Annotated in this window: 18 protein-coding genes; 9 read left to right on the plus strand and 9 right to left on the minus strand. The window is 68.2% G+C overall.

The window, feature by feature from the left end; genetic code table 11:
* Positions 1–21: 21 nt before the first annotated feature.
* Entirely contained in the window at positions 22–1,746 is a 1,725-nt protein-coding gene (locus J7024_RS24650) for a tannase/feruloyl esterase family alpha/beta hydrolase (protein ID WP_124826746.1), read from the plus strand.
* Between the two features lie 191 nt (positions 1,747–1,937).
* Positions 1,938–2,555, plus strand: coding sequence for a 3'-5' exonuclease (locus J7024_RS24655; RefSeq protein WP_124826745.1), 618 nt, complete (start codon positions 1,938–1,940; stop codon positions 2,553–2,555).
* Positions 2,556–2,563: 8 nt separating this feature from the next.
* On the opposite strand, the gene J7024_RS24660 is transcribed toward J7024_RS24655, so the two are convergent.
* Positions 2,564–2,968 (minus strand): Lrp/AsnC ligand binding domain-containing protein, encoded by a 405-nt coding sequence (locus J7024_RS24660; RefSeq protein WP_124826744.1) that lies wholly within the window; start codon positions 2,966–2,968, stop codon positions 2,564–2,566.
* A 113-nt stretch (positions 2,969–3,081) separates the two neighbouring features.
* A complete protein-coding gene (locus J7024_RS24665; protein ID WP_124826743.1) occupies positions 3,082–4,440 on the minus strand; it encodes an aspartate aminotransferase family protein in 1,359 nt (452 codons plus the stop codon).
* A 325-nt stretch (positions 4,441–4,765) separates the two neighbouring features.
* Between J7024_RS24665 and J7024_RS24670 the strand changes: the two genes are divergently transcribed.
* Positions 4,766–6,760 (plus strand): glycoside hydrolase family 28 protein, encoded by a 1,995-nt coding sequence (locus tag J7024_RS24670; RefSeq protein ID WP_124826742.1) that lies wholly within the window; start codon positions 4,766–4,768, stop codon positions 6,758–6,760.
* A gap of 69 nt (positions 6,761–6,829) precedes the next feature.
* On the opposite strand, the gene J7024_RS24675 is transcribed toward J7024_RS24670, so the two are convergent.
* The 3 genes from J7024_RS24675 to J7024_RS24685 all read right to left on the minus strand — a co-directional run bounded on the left by J7024_RS24675 (position 6,830) and on the right by J7024_RS24685 (position 8,478).
* Positions 6,830–7,336: a GNAT family N-acetyltransferase gene (locus tag J7024_RS24675; RefSeq protein WP_124826741.1), complete on the minus strand. Its 507-nt coding sequence runs from the start codon at positions 7,334–7,336 to the stop codon at positions 6,830–6,832.
* Positions 7,337–7,459: 123 nt separating this feature from the next.
* Complete coding sequence (locus tag J7024_RS24680; RefSeq protein WP_124826740.1) at positions 7,460–7,711, minus strand: hypothetical protein; 252 nt, start codon at positions 7,709–7,711, stop codon at positions 7,460–7,462.
* Positions 7,712–7,827: 116 nt separating this feature from the next.
* Positions 7,828–8,478, minus strand: coding sequence for a glycine zipper 2TM domain-containing protein (locus J7024_RS24685; RefSeq protein ID WP_124826739.1), 651 nt, complete (start codon positions 8,476–8,478; stop codon positions 7,828–7,830).
* A gap of 427 nt (positions 8,479–8,905) precedes the next feature.
* On the opposite strand from J7024_RS24685, the gene J7024_RS24690 reads away from it, so the two are divergent.
* The 3 genes from J7024_RS24690 (at position 8,906) to J7024_RS24700 (ending at position 11,908) form a co-directional block, all read left to right on the plus strand.
* Positions 8,906–10,108, plus strand: a complete 1,203-nt coding sequence (locus tag J7024_RS24690) for an amidohydrolase family protein (RefSeq protein WP_124826737.1) — start codon at positions 8,906–8,908, stop codon at positions 10,106–10,108.
* Positions 10,109–10,175: 67 nt separating this feature from the next.
* Entirely contained in the window at positions 10,176–11,360 is a 1,185-nt protein-coding gene (locus J7024_RS24695) for an amidohydrolase family protein (protein WP_234745558.1), read from the plus strand.
* Positions 11,361–11,419: 59 nt separating this feature from the next.
* Positions 11,420–11,908 carry a nuclear transport factor 2 family protein gene (locus tag J7024_RS24700; protein WP_199568953.1) on the plus strand — a complete coding sequence of 163 codons (489 nt, stop codon included), beginning with the start codon at positions 11,420–11,422 and terminating at the stop codon, positions 11,906–11,908.
* A 79-nt stretch (positions 11,909–11,987) separates the two neighbouring features.
* Here J7024_RS24700 and J7024_RS24705 read toward each other — a convergent pair whose 3' ends face one another.
* Positions 11,988–12,851 carry a LysR family transcriptional regulator gene (locus tag J7024_RS24705; RefSeq protein WP_124826734.1) on the minus strand — a complete coding sequence of 288 codons (864 nt, stop codon included), beginning with the start codon at positions 12,849–12,851 and terminating at the stop codon, positions 11,988–11,990.
* 603 nt (positions 12,852–13,454) lie between these two features.
* On the opposite strand from J7024_RS24705, the gene J7024_RS24710 reads away from it, so the two are divergent.
* Both J7024_RS24710 and J7024_RS24715 read left to right on the plus strand, forming a co-directional pair.
* On the plus strand, positions 13,455–14,258 hold the full coding sequence (locus J7024_RS24710) for an ABC transporter substrate-binding protein (protein ID WP_124826733.1): 804 nt from the start codon (positions 13,455–13,457) through the stop codon (positions 14,256–14,258).
* 39 nt (positions 14,259–14,297) lie between these two features.
* Positions 14,298–15,146, plus strand: a complete 849-nt coding sequence (locus tag J7024_RS24715; protein WP_124826732.1) for a phytanoyl-CoA dioxygenase family protein — start codon at positions 14,298–14,300, stop codon at positions 15,144–15,146.
* A 102-nt stretch (positions 15,147–15,248) separates the two neighbouring features.
* On the opposite strand, the gene hutC is transcribed toward J7024_RS24715, so the two are convergent.
* Both hutC and J7024_RS24725 read right to left on the minus strand, forming a co-directional pair.
* Positions 15,249–15,986, minus strand: coding sequence for a histidine utilization repressor (gene hutC, locus J7024_RS24720; protein WP_124826731.1), 738 nt, complete (start codon positions 15,984–15,986; stop codon positions 15,249–15,251).
* 44 nt (positions 15,987–16,030) lie between these two features.
* Positions 16,031–16,795 carry an SDR family oxidoreductase gene (locus tag J7024_RS24725; protein WP_175750607.1) on the minus strand — a complete coding sequence of 255 codons (765 nt, stop codon included), beginning with the start codon at positions 16,793–16,795 and terminating at the stop codon, positions 16,031–16,033.
* Positions 16,796–17,200: 405 nt separating this feature from the next.
* Between J7024_RS24725 and J7024_RS24730 the strand changes: the two genes are divergently transcribed.
* A complete protein-coding gene (locus J7024_RS24730) occupies positions 17,201–17,911 on the plus strand; it encodes a YceH family protein (protein ID WP_124826729.1) in 711 nt (236 codons plus the stop codon).
* Positions 17,912–17,996: 85 nt separating this feature from the next.
* Here the strand turns inward: J7024_RS24730 and J7024_RS24735 are convergent, their stop codons facing one another.
* Positions 17,997–18,425 carry a hypothetical protein gene (locus J7024_RS24735; RefSeq protein WP_233410048.1) on the minus strand — a complete coding sequence of 143 codons (429 nt, stop codon included), beginning with the start codon at positions 18,423–18,425 and terminating at the stop codon, positions 17,997–17,999.
* Positions 18,426–18,536: the final 111 nt, after the last annotated feature.

Raw genomic sequence — 18,536 nt, forward strand, 5'->3', positions numbered from 1 at the left:
GCCTGACGAACGGGAGTTATCTTGAACAGGAAATCTGCATTCCTCTGTATCGCGCCGCTGTCCGCGGCGGCCATGCTCGCCGGTTGCGGCGGCGACGATTCGGTCAGCTCCGCGCCGACGCACCTGAGCGCCGCGACGCCCGCCGCGATGACGCAGACCTGCGACGCGCTCGCCGCGAAGCTGTCGTATGCGAACACGTCGTTCACGTCGGTCACGACCGCGGCCGCCGGCGCGCTGACGGTGGCCGGCAAGCCGATCGCCGAGCACTGCGTGATCGAAGGGAAGATGAACGAGCGCGTGAGCGCGGTGGATGGCAACACCTATGCGATCGGCTTCGAGATGCGCTTGCCGAAAGCATGGAACGGCCGCTTCTTCTACCAGGCGAACGGCGGGCTCGACGGCAACGTCGTGACCGCGACCGGCGAGATCGGCGGCGGCGGGCCGCTGACCGATGCGCTGAACATGGGCTTCGCGGTGATCAGCTCGGATTCCGGGCACAGCGCCGCGCAGAACCCGCTGTTCGGCATCGATCCGCAGGCGCGGATCGACTACGGCTACGGCGCGGTCGACGCGCTCACGCCGATGGCCAAGCAGGTGATCCGGCTCGCGTACGGAAAGGCGCCCGACCGCAGCTATTTCGACGGCTGCTCGAACGGAGGCCGTCACGCGATGGTCACGGCGGCGCGCAACCCGGGCGACTACGACGGGATCATCGCGGGCGACCCGGGCTTCCACTTGCCGAAGGCGGCGATCGGCGAGATGTACGGCGCGCAGCAGTTCGCGAAGATCGCGTCGGCGACCGGCACCAACGGGCTGCCGGACATCCGCAGCGGCTTCACCGATGCGGAGCGCCAGTTCGTCGGCGCGAAGATACTCGAGAAATGCGATGCGCTCGACGGCGCGACGGACGGGATGGTGCAGGACGTCGCGGCGTGCCAGGCGCACTTCAGCATCGAGACGGACATCCCGGCCTGCGTGAACGGCGCGCGCACCGGATCGTGCCTGACGACCGCGCAGAAGAGCGCGCTGGAAAACGTGTTCGCGGGCGCGCGCAACAGCGCTGGCGCGGCGCTCTATGCGAGCTTTCCGTACGATCCGGGCGTGGCCGGCAGCGGCTGGGCCGCGTGGAAGCAGTCGAATTCGGTCACGCTCGATCCGGCCGCGATGGCGTTCACGTTCATGACGCCGCCGAAGACCGCCGCGACGCTCGCCAACCTCGCCGGCTTCGCGCTCGGCTTCGACATGGACAACGATGCGCCGTCGATCTTCGCGACGAACGGCGTGTATACGCAATCCGCGTGGTCGTTCATGACGCCGCCCGACGAGACGAACCTGGCCGCGCTGAAGTCGCGCGGCGCGAAGCTGCTCGTCTATCACGGCACGGGCGACCCGGTGTTCTCGTTCAACGACACGAGCGACTGGTACGGGCGGCTCGCGCAGGCGAACGGCGGCGACGCGTCGGACTTCGCGCGCTTCTATCCGGTGCCGGGAATGAACCATTGTTCGGGCGGCCCCGCGACCGACCAGTTCGACATGCTGACGCCGCTCGTCGCGTGGGTCGAGCAGGGGCAGGCGCCGGCCGAGATCGTCGCCACCGCGCGCGACACGACCAACGCAGTGCCGAACGCCGACGTGCCGACGTCGTGGGGCGCGGGGCGCACGCGTCCGCTGTGCCCGTATCCGCAGGTCGCGCGCTACAACGGGTCGGGCGACGTGAATTCGGCGGCGAGCTTCAGTTGCCGATGACGTAGCGGCAGCGTGAATGTGCCGATGCGCGCGCATCGGCACATTCACCGTGACGAGCGTGCGGGCCCGGAACGCGGCGATGTGTCGGGCACGACTTTGGAGGTCGCGTCCGGGGTACTATGGCGCCTTCTCGTCAGTGCGACGCGTCCTGATCGACGTGCCGCACCAGGTGTCCCTCCTCTGATTCGGCCATGCAAACCGTAGCGGTACTCGACTTCGAAACAACCGGGCTTTCCCCGAACATGGGGGACAGGGCGACCGAAATCGCCGTGATTCTGCTGCGCGACGGCCAGATCGTCGACCGTTACCAGAGCCTGATGAACGCCGGCCGCCGCATTCCGTCCGACGTCGTCGCGCTCACCGGGATCACGAACGATATGATCGCGTCGGCGCCGCCGGTGGCGAAGGTCATGAGGGAAGCCGCCGCGTTCGTCGGCAGCCATCCCGTCGTCGCGCACAACGCGGGCTTCGACAAGCGCTTCTGGCAGGCCGAGCTTGCCATGCTCGGCATGGCGGCCGAGCATGCGTTCGCGTGCACGATGCTCGTGTCGAGACGCATCTATCCGCATGCGCAAAGCCACCGGCTGTCGAACCTCGCGGACATGCTGCGCCTGCCGCAGACGGGCCGTGCCCACCGGGCGATGGTCGACGCGGAGATCGCGAGCCATCTGTGGTGCCGGTTGCAGCGCGACATCGGCGAGACCTACGGGCTGCGGCACGTCGATCACGGGCTCATGTCGCGGTTGCAGGCGACGAGCAAGGCGAAGGTCGCGGCGTTCTTCGGGGCGTTGGCCGCTGGCGCGCGCTGACCCGCGTATCACTCGCCGAGGTCCACCGGCACCTCGAGCCCGGCCTTCACGCGGCTCATGCTCACCAGCGTCTTGAAACACTTCGCGTTGTTGTTCGAGAAGAACAGCTCGCGCGTGAGCGCGTTGTACCGATCCAGGTTGCGCACGGCCAGGATCGGCACGAAATCCCATTCCCCCGTCACGTGATAGCACAGCCGGATCTGCGGGCAGCGCTCGAAGGTCCGCTTCATCGCGTCGAGCTGGTCGATCTGCTCGCGCTTGACCTCGACGTTCACGACGATCGTCAGCGGATGGTCGACTTTCTCCGATGCGGCGTGCACGTTCGAATACACGCACGAGTTCGCGCCGGCGTGCCGCTGCGCGACGCGACGTCCGATTTCAACGACGAGATCCTGCCGGTCGGCGCGCGCTATTTCGCGGAAGTGGCGCGGCGCGCGTTGCGGCCTTCGGCATCGGTGACGCGTGGATGCCCGGCGGCACCGGGCTGCCCGCCGCCGCGGGCGCCCCGCACGCGCCGTGCATCACGTCACACGAGTTCGCCCAGGCACGCGTCGAACTGCGCGACGAGCGTGTCGACGTCGTCGGCCGTCGTCTGCGGACACACGAGCATCATGTTGTGGAACGGCGTGATCAGCACGCCGCGGTTCAGCAGGTACAGATGCACGACGTGCTCCAGCTCGCTGTCGAGTTGCGCGCCCGCGATCGTGCCGTTGCGCGGCGGCGTGGGCGAGAACTGGAACTCGGTGCGCGCGCCGATGCGCGTCACGCACCACGGCAGCCCGTGTTTCGCGATCGCCTGTTCGAGCCCGGCGGCGAGCCGCGCGGCCAGTTCGAACATGTGCGCATACGCGGCGTCGGTCGCGACTTCCGCGAGCGTCGCGCGCATCGCATGCATCGCCAGCATGTTCGCGGTGAGCGTCGTGCCGATCCCGGAATGGCCGGGCGGCGCGTTCAGCTTCGCCGCTTTCGCGCGCTCCGCGAATTCGGCGCTGAAGCCGTATACCGCGCACGGCACGCCGCCCGCGATCGGCTTGCCGACCACCAGCACGTCAGGTTCGAGACCATGCGCGACCGCATAGCCGCCCGGGCCGCTGCTGATCGTGTGCGTTTCGTCGATCACGAGGAGCGTGCCGTAGCGGCGCGTCAGTTCGCGCGCGGCTTCCCAGAAACCCGGTTCGGGCAACACCATGCCGATGTTCGTCATCGCCGGTTCCGCGAGCACGCACGCGACGTCGCCGTCCTTCAGCGCCGCTTCGAGCGCGGGCAGATCGTTGAATTCGACGACGCGCGTGTTCGCGAGCAGGTCGTACGATTGGCCGAGCAGGCTGTCGCGCTGCACCGGGCGGCCGTCGACGAGATCGACGAACACGTCGTCGACCGTGCCGTGATAGCAGCCGTTGAACACGACGATCGTGTCGCGGCCGGTGGCCGCGCGCGCCCAGCGCAGCACGAAGCGGTTCGCGTCGCTCGCGCTCAGCGCGAACTGCCAGACCGGCAGCTTGAAGCGGCGCGCGAGCTCGCGCGACACCCACGCGGCGTCCTCGCTCGGCAGCATCGTCGTGTAGCCGCGCGTCGCCTGTTCGGCGAGCGCGTGCGCGACCGGCTCGGGTGCGTGGCCGAACATCGCGCCGGTATCGCCGAGGCAGAAGTCCGCGTAGCGATGACCGTCGACGTCCGTGAAAGTCGCGCCGCGCGCTTCCTTCACGACCAGCGAGAACGGCGTCGACCAGTCCTGCATCCAGTGCAACGGCACGCCGAAGAGCAGGTGCTCGGCCGCTTCCGCCGACAACGCGCGGGATTTCGGCATGGCTTCGGTGAATGCACGGCGCTCGCGATCGAACAGCGCGCGGGCGCGGATGAGGTCGACTCCGTGGCGGGTCTGCAATTGATGCTCCTCTGACGGGTTGGAATGGACGAGTGAGGCCTCCGCGAGCTTGTCATATTCCATGCGTGCGGTCGATTCGGACTCGACCCGCGTATCCGTCATACGTGCAGTTTGTGCGCATAAAGATACGACAACATATCTCATTTTAGAAAAACGAAATGTGAGTGGGCGCACACATCAAGCCAAATTGGCCGATAAAAACAGGGTAAACGACAAATACTGGTCGAATGCGGATCGCGTCTAGACTGTTCGATGTAGTACGACGACGTATGAATTGAGATCCGCCGTCCGGCGTATCGACACCCAAATCATCGAAGGAGTGCCCATGGCCGCACCCAGCCGCCGTTCGTCTTCGTCTGTCCGATCGTTCTCGTCGAAGCGGGTTTCGCGCCGCGCCTTCATCGGCTGGACCGGTGCGCTTGCCGGCGGCGCCGTGCTCGGCGGACCGCTCGCCGCCACCCGCGCGTTTGCGGCAGGCAGCTCGCCGAATGCGGCGGTCGACCTCGTCTGGGGCGAGCACGGTGCGGCCGCGCGCATCGCGGCGTCGCTCGCGCACGTGTCGCGGCTCGCGTTCCGCGGGCGCGAGTTCGACGTCACGCACTACGGCGCGCGTGCATGCGCGATCGTCGCGCAGACGTCGCCGTACCCGGTGGCGAAATCGCCGGTCAGCCCCGGGTCCGAGCTGACGACCGCGGCCGGCGCGTTCGATTCGCGTCCGGCGTTCCTCGCGGCCATCGACGCATGTCGCCGCGAAGGCGGCGGGCGCGTGGTCGTGCCGCCCGGCAATTGGTATTGCGCGGGGCCGATCGTACTGCAGAGCAACGTGAATTTTCACCTGAGCGCGAACTGCACGATCTACTTCAGCCCGAACCCGGCCGACTACGCGAAGGACGGCCCGGTCGACTGCGGCGCGAACGGCCGCCTGTACTACAGCCGCTGGCAGGCGAACGACTGCCTGAACTACGGTGCGCCCGTCTATGCGCGCAATGCGACGAATATCGCGCTGACGGGCGAAGGGCCGACGTCGGTGCTCAACGGGCAGGCGATGACGCCGTTTTCCGGCAGCGGAAGCAACAGCGTGTGCTGGTGGACCTACAAAGGGTCGTCGGGCGCATACGGCGCGAGCGCGACGGTGCCGAGCCAGGCGTATGCGAACCCGAACAACGTCGACCTGCGGATCGTCGCGCCGGCGATTCCCGACGCGCTCTACACGCTGCTCACGTCGCCCGTCACGCCGTGGCAGCAGGACCAGAACTACCTGCCGGCGCTGTCCGAGGCCGGCGTGCCGGTCGAGAAGCGCATCTTCGGCCTCGGCCACTACCTGCGGCCGTGCATGGTCGAATTCATCGGCTGCACCAACGTGCTGATGGAGAGCTACCAGACGCAGAACACGCCGTTCTGGCAGCACCATCCGACCGCGAGCCGCAACGTCGTGATGCGCGGCGTGACGACCAACAGCATCGGCCCGAACAACGACGGTTTCGATCCCGACGCATGCACCGACGTGCTGTGCGAGGGCTGCACGTTCAACACCGGCGACGACTGCATCGCGATCAAGTCGGGAAAGGACCGCGACACAGAGTATGGCCCGGCGAAGCGGCACCTGATCCGCAACTGCACGATGAACAGCGGCCACGGCGGCATCACGCTCGGCAGCGAAATGGGCGGCGGCGTCGAGCAGATCTATGCGACCAACCTGTCGATGCTGAACGCGAACTGGCAGACCAACCCGCTGAACATCGCGATTCGCGTGAAGACCAACATGAACCGCGGCGGTTACGTGAAGGATTTCCACGTGAAGGGCGTCACGCTGCCGAACGGCGTGACGCTCAAGGGCGGCGGCTACGGCAGCGCGCTGCTCGCGGGCAGCCCGGTCAACGCGAGCGTGCCGCTCGGCGTGGTTACGCCGGCGGCCGGCAACCCGTCGGCCGCGCAGGGCGGGATCGTTACGTTCGACTGCGATTACCAGCCCGCGAACGACGCGGTGCGCACGCGGCCGCCGGTCGTTCAGAACGTGACGATCTCGGACGTGACGGCGAGCAACGTGACGCTGAACGGCGTGACCGCGTCGTGCTTCCAGGCGATCGTCGCGCAGGGGCCGATCGCGTTCGACTACAACGGCACGCCGCCGACGCCCACGGTGCAGCCGATCTCCGGCGTGACGATCAGCAATTGCGATTTCGGTACGCCGGTCGCGTCGGGCACGGCGACCGTCACGTCGCCGGGGCCGATCTATGCGTTCAACGTGAATGCGATGACGCTGGCGAACGTGACGATCGCCGGGCAGGCGGTCAACGCGACGATTACCGACAAGCGGTGAGGTAACGAGGGGCAAGCGTTCGCGGGCGGCCGATCGATGCACGCGAACGCGAAGCTGGCTGCGAACGCGTTACGCGAGCGTCTTCACCATGTGATGTTCATCGTAGAAGCGGCCGTCGACGAACAGCGAGCGCGGTTCCGTGCCGAACCGGACGAATCCTTGCGATGCGTACAGCCGTTCCGCGGTGCCGTTGATCTCGTTCACGCACAGCGTCAGTTGCCGGCACTGCCACGCCTGCGCCGCATGCGCGGTCGCGCTGTCGAGCAGCGATTGCGCGATCCCCCGCCCGCGATACGCGGGATCGACGAACACGCCCCAGATCGTCGCCTTGTGCGAGACCTTCGCCCGCGCATCGCGGCGCACGCCCGTGATGCCGACGAGCGAGGCGTCGTCGAATGCGCCGAACACGGCGCGCTCATGAGTGGCGGTGATGCGCACCGCGAATTCGTCGACCGAGACGCCGGCCTCTTCTGCGCGGGTCGGCAGGAACGAGGTCGGCGACGTGTCGACCGCGCGAAGCCGGACGGACTGGAATTGCGCCGCATCGGCGGCGTCGAGCAGGCGGATCGTGATCATCGCTTGGCGTTGTCGGGGAGTGGGCGGGTGCCGGCATTTGCCGCGTGGTGCTTGGCGGCGTGTCAATGCTAAGCGGATTCGGTGCTGTGCGCTGCGCCGCTTCGAACGGCCGCGCTCACGCGATCAGACGGCCGCCGGCAGCCAGTCCCGGAACGTGCGCGCATGCGCTCCGAGCAGGCGGTACTTGGCGTGCACCAGGCAATCCCGGCGTCCGGTGTCGTACGAAAAATCGCCGATGCGCTTCAGCGTGCCGGACTCGATGAACGGCCGGGCCATGACATCCCGGCTCCGCGTGACGTCCAGCCCCTCCAGTGCCGCGTTGAACGACGGCGTGACCTGGTTGACCGTCGGCGCGTTGCCGACGACGGTGTTCACGTTACCGGCGATCGCGGCGTCTGCGGGCGGCCGCGCATTCGACGCGCGTCGCGCCGGCTCGAGGAGGGCTGGGGAGTTGAAGCGCGCCCGACCCGGTCAGGCGCGCACGGCCTGCATCAATACCGCGAGAGCTGATTGCCGTTGATCTGCACGCGATCGCCCGGGCGCAGGTCGCCCGGCGACTGCACGTCGAACGAGCGCGTCGAGCCGTCGCTGAGCTGCACGTCGATCCGATAGCTGCTCGGCGGTTGCGCCGCGCCCATCTGCTGGCCGATCTGGTTGCCCGCGACTGCGCCGCCGAGCGCGCCGATCACGGTCGCTGCATCGCGGCCGTGGCCGCGGCCGAACTGGTTGCCCAGCACGCCGCCGACCAGCGCGCCGACGACAGTGCCCGCGACACCCGACGGGCCGACCGAGCCGTTGACCGGCAGGATGTTCGAGACCGTGCCGTATTGCGTGCCGTAGCCGTTGCCGTACTGGCCGCCATACTGCTGCTGGTTCGCGTAAGGCTGCGACCCGTATTGCGGCTGGTTGCCGTACTGGTCGTACGGCTGCGGCGTCTGGTTCGGATACGCCGGCTGCTGCGGCTGCACGTAGCCCGGTTGCGAATACGCGGGCTGCGCGTAGCCGGGCGTCGCGTATTGCTGTTGCGGATAGCCGGGTTGCGCGCCGTAGTAACCCGGCGCGACACAGGCGGTCAGCGGAAGCGCCGCCACGGCGACGAGCGAGGCGAACAGAACGGTCTTCGTGGAGGGCATGCGCATCATGGTGTTTCCTGCATCGGCAACGTGTTCGCCGACGAATGCCGGGACGGGTGGCGAACTCGGCGTGAGTATAAGGAATGGGCGGATGCGCGTCCGTTGTGGCCGGGTAACAACGTGTAAAGTCTGTTGCCGTGCAACTCGCCGCCGGGTCGCGCGTCGCGGCGTGAGCGGCGGCACGCATCGCGCTGCGCGGCTGCGGCTGCCCACCCGCCTGCGGGATCGCACCCCATCCCCGCGCCAGGCCTGGCTGGCACGCGCGCCGCACATCGTGAAATCGAATGCGCGGCATCGCGACATTTAATTGGTCACTGGCCGCCCTGTCCGATATCGTGACCGGATTCCCTGCCAACAGTCGCGCCGTGTCGGCCGCGGTTCCTTCCCCTGTCCGCGTCGACGTCGCGCAGCGACTGCCCCACCTACATTCCGAGTCATGACCACCGATCGTGTCTTCACCAACGCCGTCGATGCCGGCGGCCAGCCCGTCAACCTCGTCGTCCGCGGCGGCCGCTTCGTCCGGATCGGCGCCGATTGCACCGCCGCGCCCGGCGCGGAAACGATCGACCTCGGCGGGCGCGTCGTGCTGCCCGGTTTCGTCGACGGCCACATCCATCTCGACAAGAGCTTCGTCGGCGATCGGTGGGTGCCGCACGAACCGGTCGGCTCGTTGCGCGAGCGGCTTGCGGTCGAGAAGCGCCAGCTTGCGGCCGCGCCGGCGATCGTCGAGCGCGCCAATGCGCTGATCGGGCAGGCCGCCGCATTCGGCACGATCGCGATGCGCAGCCACGTCGACGTCGACGCGACGACGGGCCTGTCGAACCTGCAGGCCGTGATGGCCGCGCGCGAACCATGGCGCGGGATCGTCGACATCGAGCTGGTCGCGTTTCCGCAGGCCGGCGTCGTGACGTGCCCGGGCACCGCCGAGATCCTCGACGCAGCCGTGCGCGAAGGCGCGGACGTGGTCGGCGGGATCGATCCAACGACGCTCGACGGCGACGCGGACGGCCAGCTCGACATCGTGTTCGGCATTGCCGAGAAGCGCGGCGCGAAGATCGACATCCACCTGCACGAACCCGGCGAAACCGGCATTGCGCAATTGCTGCGGATCGCGGCACGCACACGCGCGGCAGGCCTCGGCGGCCGCGTGAACGTGAGCCACGCATACGCCCTCGGCCAGGTGAGCCACGACGACGTCGAGCGTGCGGCCGCCGCGCTCGCCGATGCCGGCGTGTCGATCCTCACCAACGCGCCGGGCGACTGCGCATTCCCGCCGGTGCGGCAGCTGCGCGACGCGGGCGTGCACGTGTTCGCCGGCAACGACAACATCCGCGACGCATGGTGGCCGTACGGCAACGGCGACATGCTGCAACGCGCGATGATGGTCGGCTACCGGTCGGGCTTCCATACCGACGAAGCGCTCGGCATCGCGCTCGACATGGCGACGCACGCTGGCGCGCGTGCGATCGGCAAGGACAACTACGGTGTCGCGGTCGGGTGCGACGCGAGCTTCGTCGCGGTGAGCGCGCCGAATGCGGCAGCGGCCGTCTCCGGCGTGCCGGCCGAACGCTGGGTGTTCCGCCGCGGCGAAAGCGATACGGCCGCGCCGTTCGCGCCCGGGCTGCGCTTCACGCGATAACGACCTGAGCGCCGTCACGGTCGCGCATCGTGACGGCCCTGCACTGACCGACCTTACCGGAACCGACATGACGAACCTGATGATCCGCAACGTCCGCACGCACGCCGACGAAGCGCTAGACATCCTGATCGACGGCGATCGCATCGCGCGCGTGGGCCCGTCGCTCGACGCGCCCGCCGGCTGCGCGATCGAGGACGGCGCGGGGGCGCTTGCGCTGCCCGGCCTCGTCGAAGGCCACACGCACCTCGACAAGACGCACTGGGGGATGCCGTGGTATCGCAATGCGGTGGGGCCGCGCCTCGTCGACCGCATCGAGAACGAGCGCAACTACCGCGCGACGAGCGGCCACGACGCCGGCGCCGCATCGCTCGCGCTGTCGCGCGCGTTCCTCGCGGCCGGCACGACGCGTATCCGAACGCACGTCGACGTCGACACCGAAGCCGGGCTGCGGCATCTGCACGGCGTGCTCGCGACGCGCGAGACGCTGCGCGGCCAGGTCGACATCCAGATCGTCGCGTTTCCGCAGTCGGGCGTGCTCAAGCGCCCCGGCACGGCCGCGCTGCTGTCCGACGCGCTCGACGCGGGCGCCGACCTGCTCGGCGGGCTCGACCCGTGCGCGATCGAAGGCGATCCGGTCGAGGCGGTGGACGTGCTGTTCGGCATCGCCGGGCGCCACGGCCGCGGGCTCGATCTCCACCTGCACGAGCGCGGTTCGATGGGCGCGTATTCGCTCGACCTGATCCTGCAGCGCACGGCCTCGCACGGGATGAAGGGCAAGGTCACGATCAGCCACGGCTTCTGCCTTGGCGATATCGCCGACCGCGAGCGCGATGCGCTGCTCGCGCGGATGGCCGGGCTCGGTGTCGCGATCGTCACCACCGCGCCGGCCGCGGTGCCGGTGCCGCCCGTTGCCGCGTGCCGCGCGGCCGGCGTGACCGTGATCGGCGGCAACGACGGCGTGCGCGACACGTGGACGCCGTACGGTTCGCCCGACATGCTCGAGCGCGCGATGCTGATCGGCATGCGCAACGATTTCCGCCGCGACGACGCGCTCGAAGTCGCGCTCGATTGCGTGACGCACGGCGCGGCACGCGGTTGCGGTTTCGCCGACTACGGTCTGGAAGCCGGCAAGCGCGCGGATGTCGTGCTCGTCGATGCACTGACGTTCGCCGAGGCCGTCGTCGCGCGGCCGACGCGGCGGCTCGTCGTGTCGTCGGGGAAGATCGTCGCGCGCAACGGCGCGCTGGTCTGAGCATGGCGTCGCCCCGGTATGATCGGGCTGCTTTCAGCCTGATTCCCCGGGAGACGACGATGCGACGCAGATGGACGATGGGCGCGATGGCGGCACGGGCCGCACGATGGATGGCCGCGGCGATGTTCGCGGTGACGGCCGTGCATGCGGCGGCGGCCGGCGCGGACGACGCACAGCAGGAGGCGAATCGCCGCACGGTGCTCGCGTTCTACGAAAAAGGCCTGAACGAGAAGGATGCCGATGCCGCGCTCGCGTACGTCGGCGATCGCTACGTGCAGCACAACCCGAACGCGGCCGACGGCCGCGACGGCTTCCGCAAGTTCGTCGCGTTCCTGCGCGACAAATACCCGCAGTCGCACAGCGAGATCGAGCGCTCGTTCGTCGACGGCGACTACGTGATCCTGCACGTGCACGCGGTGCGCGAACCCGGCACGCGCGGCAGCGCGATCATGGACATCTTCCGGCTCGAGCACGGCAAGATCGTCGAGCACTGGGACGTGAACCAGCCGGTGCCGGAGCAGGCCGCGAACGGGAACACGATGTTCTGACGAAGGTTGTCGCCGGGTGCGGCGCTTCCAGCGGCGTCGCCTTCACGTCGAATCCGGCCCGCATCGCTGCGCCGCGCGCTCAATCCGGCTCTTGCTCCAGCATCGCCGCGAGCGTTCTCGTCAGCTCGCTGACCATCGGATCGGCGGTCGGCCGATGCAGGATCGCGATGTCCATGTTCTCGATCGGCGCGAAGCCGTCCTTCTCGGTCAGCACCACGTGCTCGTCGGTCACCACGCGCGCGGGCAGCACGCTGATGCCGAGCCCGTCCGCGACGGCCGCCTGGATGCCGCTCAGGCTCGACGTCGTGAAGCTGATCCGCCAGCGGCGGCCGCGCTCCTCGATCGCCTTGATCATGTCGTCGCGATAGAGCCCGCGCGGCGGAAACACGACGATCGGCACCGGATCGAGATCGATCGTCGGATGCTGCGCGCTGTCGATCCAGCGCAGTTTCTCCGGCCAGCGCACCACCGCCTCGCGGCTGTCGCGGCGCTGCTTGATCAGCACGAGATCGAGCTCGCCCCGATCGTACGCCGCGCTGATGTCGCGGCTCAGCCCGCACGTCACTTCGAGCTTCACCTGCGGATGATCGCGCCTGAACGCGGCGAGCACGTGCGTCGTGCGGCCCGCCGCGAAATCGTCGGGCACGCCGAGCCGGATCGTCAGCGCGACGGTCGCGCCCGACAGCGCTTCCAGCATCTCGTCGTTCAGCGCGAGCATGCGGCGCGCGTAGCCGAGCATCGTCACGCCGGCGTCGGTGGGCCGCACGTCGCGCGTGCCGCGATCGAGCAGGCGATGACCGGCGATCTCCTCCAGCCGCCGAACCTTCTGGCTGACCGTCGACTGCGTCGAATGCAGGCGCGCGGATGCTGTCGTGAAGCTGCCGCAATCGGCGACCATCACGAGCGCGCGCAGCAAGTCGAGGTCGAACAAAGGTCTATTCATTTCTGCACTTGTGTGGATTCGAGCATTTCATTTTCAAATGCGTGCGACGACTTTTAACATGGCCGCCCGTCGCCGGCAATCGCGGTTTCGCCGAACCCCGGACGCGACGCCGCTGCAGCATGCGCGCTGCCGCGCGTATGCACCGATCGAGCGGATTCTCGTGGCGGCGGTAGGGTTGGCGGCGACGCGATGGGTGCGCGGGGCCGCCACTCACGGCCGCTGATGCGGTATAGGATGCGTGGGCGGAAGGCCCCGCTCGGCCGAGCTGCACAGACACGCTCCCTCCTGGCGGATATCGGCGGGAACTCCTCCTGTGACAGGCGAGTATCCCGCCCGGAAACGAGGGGAAATATAGTGAAAATCCCGCAAAAATGACCGTAGCACGATTACTGGTGCCACTCTTCGTCCTGATTTCGTTCTCGGGTTTCCCGATTTCCTACCCCTCCATTTCCCCGCTTGCGCTCAAAAATTGAGCGGTCTAGACTGCAATGCAGTTTTACCGAAGTCCCCGTCTTTCGCATCACCGCGCCGGGCATGCCGGCACGACGCTCCCCAACGGACGCCCGGCGCTCGCCCGCCACGTCGAGACCACAAGGACACACCATGAACCGCACTGCAAAGCTCGTCGTATCCGCGCTGGCGTTCGCGCCGCTCGTCTCGTTCGCGCAGGACACGGCGACGATCCGCTGGGGCATCGATCCCACCTATCCGCCGTTCGAGGCGAAGCAGCCCGACGGCTCGCTCGCCGGCTTCGACATCGATCTGCGCAATGCGCTTTGCGAGCAGATGCATGCGAAATGCGTGTGGGTCGAGCAGGGCTTCGACGGGATGATTCCCGCGCTGCGCGCGCGCAAGTTCGACGTGATCATGTCCGCGATGACGGCCACTGACGAGCGGCTCAAGCAGATCGACTTCTCGAACAAGCTGTATGCGTCGCCGGGCGCGCTCGTCGCGCCGGCCGGCTCGAAGCTGCTGCCGACCGCCGCGTCGCTCGCCGGCAAGCGCGTCGGGATCGACCAGGGCACCACGCAGGAGGCGTATGCGAAGGCCGAATGGGCGACCAAGGGCGTGACGATCGTGTCGTACCAGAACCAGGACCAGGTGTATCAGGATCTGGTGAACGGCCGGCTCGACGCGACCTTCCAGGACAAGACGCAGGCCGGCTATTCGTTCCTGCGGACGCCGCGCGGCAAGGGCTACGCGTTCGCGGGCCCCGACGTGACCGACGTGCGCATCACCGGCTACGGCGTCGCGATGGGTGTGCGCAAGGGCGACACCGACATGAAGAAGCGGCTGAACGACGCGATCGTCGCGATCCGCGCGAACGGCACGTACCAGAAGATCGCCGCGAAATATTTCGACTTCGACATCTACGGCGCGAAGCAGCAACTGACCTCCGCACCGTGATCCCATGACTCCGTGATTCATTCAATCGACAGGCAACCCATGACGAGTATCCAGGACCGCGTCGCGCAAGCCGTGACGCCCGAACTGATCGCCGCCTTCCGCGACGAAGGCGCAGTGTGCATCAAGGGCATCTTCTCGCCCGACGAAGTGGCCGCGCTGCGTGCCGGCATCGACACGAACCTTGCGCAGCCGAGCGAACGCGCGAAGGTCGCGAGCCGGCCCGACGACCCCGGCTGGTTCTTCGAGGACTTCTGCAACTGGCAGCACAACGACGCGTACCGAGACTTCATCGTGAATTCGCCCGCGCCGTCGGTGGCCGCCGCGCTGATGGGCACGCAGACCGTGCGGCTGCATCACGACCACCTGCTCGTGAAGGAGCCGGGCACGCGGCAGCGCACGCCGTGGCACCAGGACCAGCCGTACTACAACATCGAAGGCGACGACAACGTCAGCATGTGGATTCCGGTCGACCCGGTGCCGCTCGAATCGACGCTGGAATTCGTCGCCGGCTCGCACCAGGGGCCGTGGCTGATGCCGCGCACGTTCATGGACAAGGAGGCGAAGTGGTTCCCGGAAGGCAGTCTTGCGGACCTGCCGGACATCGAGGCCGATCGTGCCGCGTTCCCGATCCGCCACTGGGCGCTCGAACCGGGCGACATGGTGTGCTTCCGGATGCTGACACTGCATGCGTCGGGCGGCACGCAGAATCGCCGGCGCGCGTTCTCGATCCGCTTCGTCGGCGACGATATCCGTCACGCGCCGCGCCGCTGGAAGACCTCGCCCGAGTTCCCCGGGCTCGCGGAGCAACTGCCGGACGGCGCACCGCTCGAGCATCCGCTGTTTCCGGTCGTGTGGTCGCGCGGCGCGGGGCAGGTCGGCGCGATCTGAGCGGCGGCTAGCGGCGCATCACGCTGCTTCATGCGCGCGTCGGCCGCTTCGAGAGGAAGCGGCCGACGCGCGTCGTCGTTTTCAGGCGCAGGTAAAGGCGGTTCAGGTCTGGTGACGTCCGGCGCCCGGCTTGAAGCGCGAGCCGAGCCGGTAACGGTTGCCCGGATGCAGGAAATGCACGAACGTGACCGGCAGCCCGTTAGTCCAGGTGCGGCGCGTGAGCGTGAGGCACGGCTCGTCGGCGCGCATGTCGAGCAGCCGCGCCTGTTCACTGGTCGGCATCGACGCGTCGACGACGTGTTCGATCTCCAGTTCGTAGTGCGACACGTTGTTGAACAGGTATTCGGACGGCGGCTCGTTCTGGAAATCCTGATCGATGAATGCCGGCGCGGCGGCCGGATTCACGTAACGGTCCTCGAGCTGGATCGGCCGTCCGTTTTCCTCGTGCACGCACACCACGTGAAAGACCGGCGTATTGACCGTCAGCCCGAACGCGGCCGCAACGTCGAACGACGCGGGCTCGCGCGACTGGCTCAGCACGCGGCAGCGATATTCGTGTCCGCGTGCGCGGATCTCGTCGCGGATGTGCGCGATCATCAGCAGGTTCGACTGCGGCTTCGCTTCGGCGACGAAGGTGCCGACGCCGGCGATGCGCTTGAGCACGCCTTCCTCGGTCAGCTCGCGCAGCGCACGGTTGACCGTCATGCGCGCGACGCCGAATTGCGCGGCGAGATCGAGTTCGGACGGAATGCGGTCCCCCGGGCGCCAGTCGCCCGCATCGACGTGCTGGCGAACGAGCGTCTTGATCTGCTGGAACGGTGCGGTGGTCTTCGTGACCATCGGGGCATCCTTGGGGAAAGGCAACCGCGAAATTCTATCCCGGATCAGGGCGTCGGCAGTTCCCGCACGTCGGCCGTCGGCACCGCGCCGAACCCGTCGCTCAACGCATAGCCGATCAACTGCCGCGCGGCCGCTTCGGGTGTCGACAGCGCGCCGCTCGCCTTCAGCGCGTCGAATTTCTCGCGCAGCGGGAAACGGTCGGTCGGGGTCGAACGGATCGTCGCCTGCATGCCCGTGTCGACGACGCCCGGCGCGACGCTGCAGATCCGCAGCGCGCGGTTCGCGTCGAGCGCGACCGCGCGCGCATGGTGGTCGAGCGCGGCCTTGGTTGCGCAATAGATGCTCCAGCCCGCATACGCGTTGCGCGCGGCGCCGCTCGATACGTGGAGGATCCGGCATTCGGTCGGCGCGGACGCAGCCTGCTCGAGCGCGGCCGACAGCATCAGTGGCGCCGCGACGTTCAGGCCGACCGCGCGCGCGACGAGCGCCGGATCCTGCGCATCGAGCGGCCCGATCGGGTCGACGATGCCGGCGTTGTTGAACAGCAGCACGATCGATGCGCCGTCGACGAAACGGCGCAGCGTATCGCCGGCCAGCCACGTCGCGACGGCGGAGGTGTCCGACAGGTCGAGTTCGATTTCGGCGAAACGGTCGCCGGCCTGCGCGGCGAGCGCCGGATGACGGCTGCGCGACACGCCGAGCACGGCGACGCCTTCCTGCAGCAACTGTTCGGCGAGCGCCGCGCCGAGGCCGCGCGTGTGTCCGGTGACGATGGCGCGCACGTTCGGCGCGAAAGAGGAGGCGGTCATGGCGGTGAACGAGTGAACGGATCGGATGAACGGTGTCGACGGGCGGCGCGCATGCGCGGCGACACGGGCAATGCGCGGTATCGGCGCGGTGCGCGAAGCGCTCGCGTGTCGGGGTGAACGCGTATCGTAGCGCCGGCCTGCGCGACACGCAAACGAGCGGGCGAAGCCGCGCGTGGGCCGATTGCCGCCAGGTGCTCGGAGCGCCATTGCGCGGCGCGGCACGCCGCCATTGCCGCGCGGCGGCGCGTGGCCGAACCGTTGGACGAAAGCCGGCTGTGGCAAGTGCGCGCTCGCGGCAAGCGGCGCCGGGCGCCACGCCGCGAGCTATCATATGGCTCGCCCGCGCGCGACGCCGCACGGGCCGCGACCGTTTCCCTTCATCTGCTGCACGCTGCGACGCCACCCATGAACACCACGCCGGACATGCCCACGCCACGCGCCCTGCGCGAACTCACGCCCCTCGAGGCCCGCATTCTCGGGGTGCTCGTCGAGAAGCAGCACACGGTGCCGGACACCTATCCGCTGTCGCTGAATGCGCTGACCTCGGGCTGCAACCAGAAAACCGCGCGCTCGCCAGTGATGAACGTCAGCGAAGACGAAGTCACGACCGCGCTCGACGGGCTCAAGCACCTGAGCCTCGTGATGGAGGGCAGCAGCAGCCGCGTGCCGCGTTTCGAACACAACGCGAACCGCGTGCTCGGCATCCCGAGCCAGGCGATCGCGCTGCTGACGGTCCTGCTGCTGCGCGGCCCGCAGACGGCCGCCGAACTGCGCCTGAACAGTGCGCGCCTGCACGGCTTCGCGGACATCTCGTCGGTCGAGGCGTTCCTCGACGAACTCGCCGCGCGTGCGCAGCCGCTCGTCGTCCGGCTGCCGCGCGCACCAGGCGCGCGCGAGAACCGCTGGATGCACCTGATGTGCGGCGAGGTGAACCTGGCCGATTTCGCCAGCGCGGAGGCGGGCAGCGGCTCGGATTCCGTTCCGCCGTCCGAGTTCGAGGCACTGAAGGCCGAGCAGAAGCGCCTTTCCGATGAAGTCGCGCGACTGAACGCGTTCGTTCAGCGGATGGCGGCCGAACTCGGCATCGACGTCGACCCGCCGGCCGACGCGGGCTGACGGACCGCCGGAGGCGGCACTGCACCGGCGCGCACGCGGGCGTGCCGGATGACGAACCCGCACCGCGGCGCGGCACGAACCCCCATTACCAGCGGCACCCCGCCTGCGCGGACGCATCGACGTCCCGTGCCCACTCGAAATCGGTCTTCTTGCCGGTGCGCGCATTGGTGTACGTCATCGAATACACGATCGCACCCTGGCTCATCATCTCGTATTCGCCGTTGATCTTGCCGTCGACCATTTCCCACCACGTGGTCGTGAACTGGTACGGACGGCCTTCCGCGAGTTCTTCCTGATCCTGGTGCTCGAACAGCAGCGGGATGGCCGTTTTCGATTTTGCATACCGGACGACGCCGCCTTGCCACTTGGCCACGTCGTCGTAATACGTGCGCAACTCGAAGCGCACGGGTTTGTCGCCCGTCGTCCTGAAGCACAGCACTTCCGTGGTGACTTCGGCCGATGCGGGCAATGCGATGCACAGCAGCAAGGCAGCGAGCGTCTTTTTCAAGTTCATGTGTGTGTGATGAAGAAGCGGTTCAGCCGACGACGATTCGCGTGGCGCCTGCGTCGACGAGCCGGAACAGCAGATCCTCGACGCGGCGGCGCCCGGCGCCGAACCGAGATC

The sequence above is a fragment of the Burkholderia sp. WTPI3 genome (assembly GCF_021483755.1).
Taxonomy (GTDB): Bacteria; Pseudomonadota; Gammaproteobacteria; order Burkholderiales; family Burkholderiaceae; genus Burkholderia.

Bases quoted from the DNA above. Each gene is read 5' to 3' on its own strand.
- J7024_RS24700 (WP_199568953.1), top strand. From the start codon at position 11,420: ATGCGACGCAGATGGACGATGGGCGCGATGGCGGCACGGGCCGCACGA.
- J7024_RS24675 (WP_124826741.1), bottom strand. From the start codon at position 7,336: ATGATCACGATCCGCCTGCTCGACGCCGCCGATGCGGCGCAATTCCAG.
- J7024_RS24735 (WP_233410048.1), bottom strand. From the start codon at position 18,425: ATGAACTTGAAAAAGACGCTCGCTGCCTTGCTGCTGTGCATCGCATTG.
- hutC (WP_124826731.1), bottom strand. From the start codon at position 15,986: ATGGTCACGAAGACCACCGCACCGTTCCAGCAGATCAAGACGCTCGTT.
- J7024_RS24655 (WP_124826745.1), top strand. From the start codon at position 1,938: ATGCAAACCGTAGCGGTACTCGACTTCGAAACAACCGGGCTTTCCCCG.
- J7024_RS24710 (WP_124826733.1), top strand. From the start codon at position 13,455: ATGAACCGCACTGCAAAGCTCGTCGTATCCGCGCTGGCGTTCGCGCCG.
- J7024_RS24685 (WP_124826739.1), bottom strand. From the start codon at position 8,478: ATGATGCGCATGCCCTCCACGAAGACCGTTCTGTTCGCCTCGCTCGTC.
- J7024_RS24670 (WP_124826742.1), top strand. From the start codon at position 4,766: ATGGCCGCACCCAGCCGCCGTTCGTCTTCGTCTGTCCGATCGTTCTCG.
- J7024_RS24725 (WP_175750607.1), bottom strand. From the start codon at position 16,795: ATGACCGCCTCCTCTTTCGCGCCGAACGTGCGCGCCATCGTCACCGGA.
- J7024_RS24730 (WP_124826729.1), top strand. From the start codon at position 17,201: ATGAACACCACGCCGGACATGCCCACGCCACGCGCCCTGCGCGAACTC.
- J7024_RS24715 (WP_124826732.1), top strand. From the start codon at position 14,298: ATGACGAGTATCCAGGACCGCGTCGCGCAAGCCGTGACGCCCGAACTG.
- J7024_RS24690 (WP_124826737.1), top strand. From the start codon at position 8,906: ATGACCACCGATCGTGTCTTCACCAACGCCGTCGATGCCGGCGGCCAG.
- J7024_RS24705 (WP_124826734.1), bottom strand. From the start codon at position 12,851: ATGAATAGACCTTTGTTCGACCTCGACTTGCTGCGCGCGCTCGTGATG.
- J7024_RS24695 (WP_234745558.1), top strand. From the start codon at position 10,176: ATGACGAACCTGATGATCCGCAACGTCCGCACGCACGCCGACGAAGCG.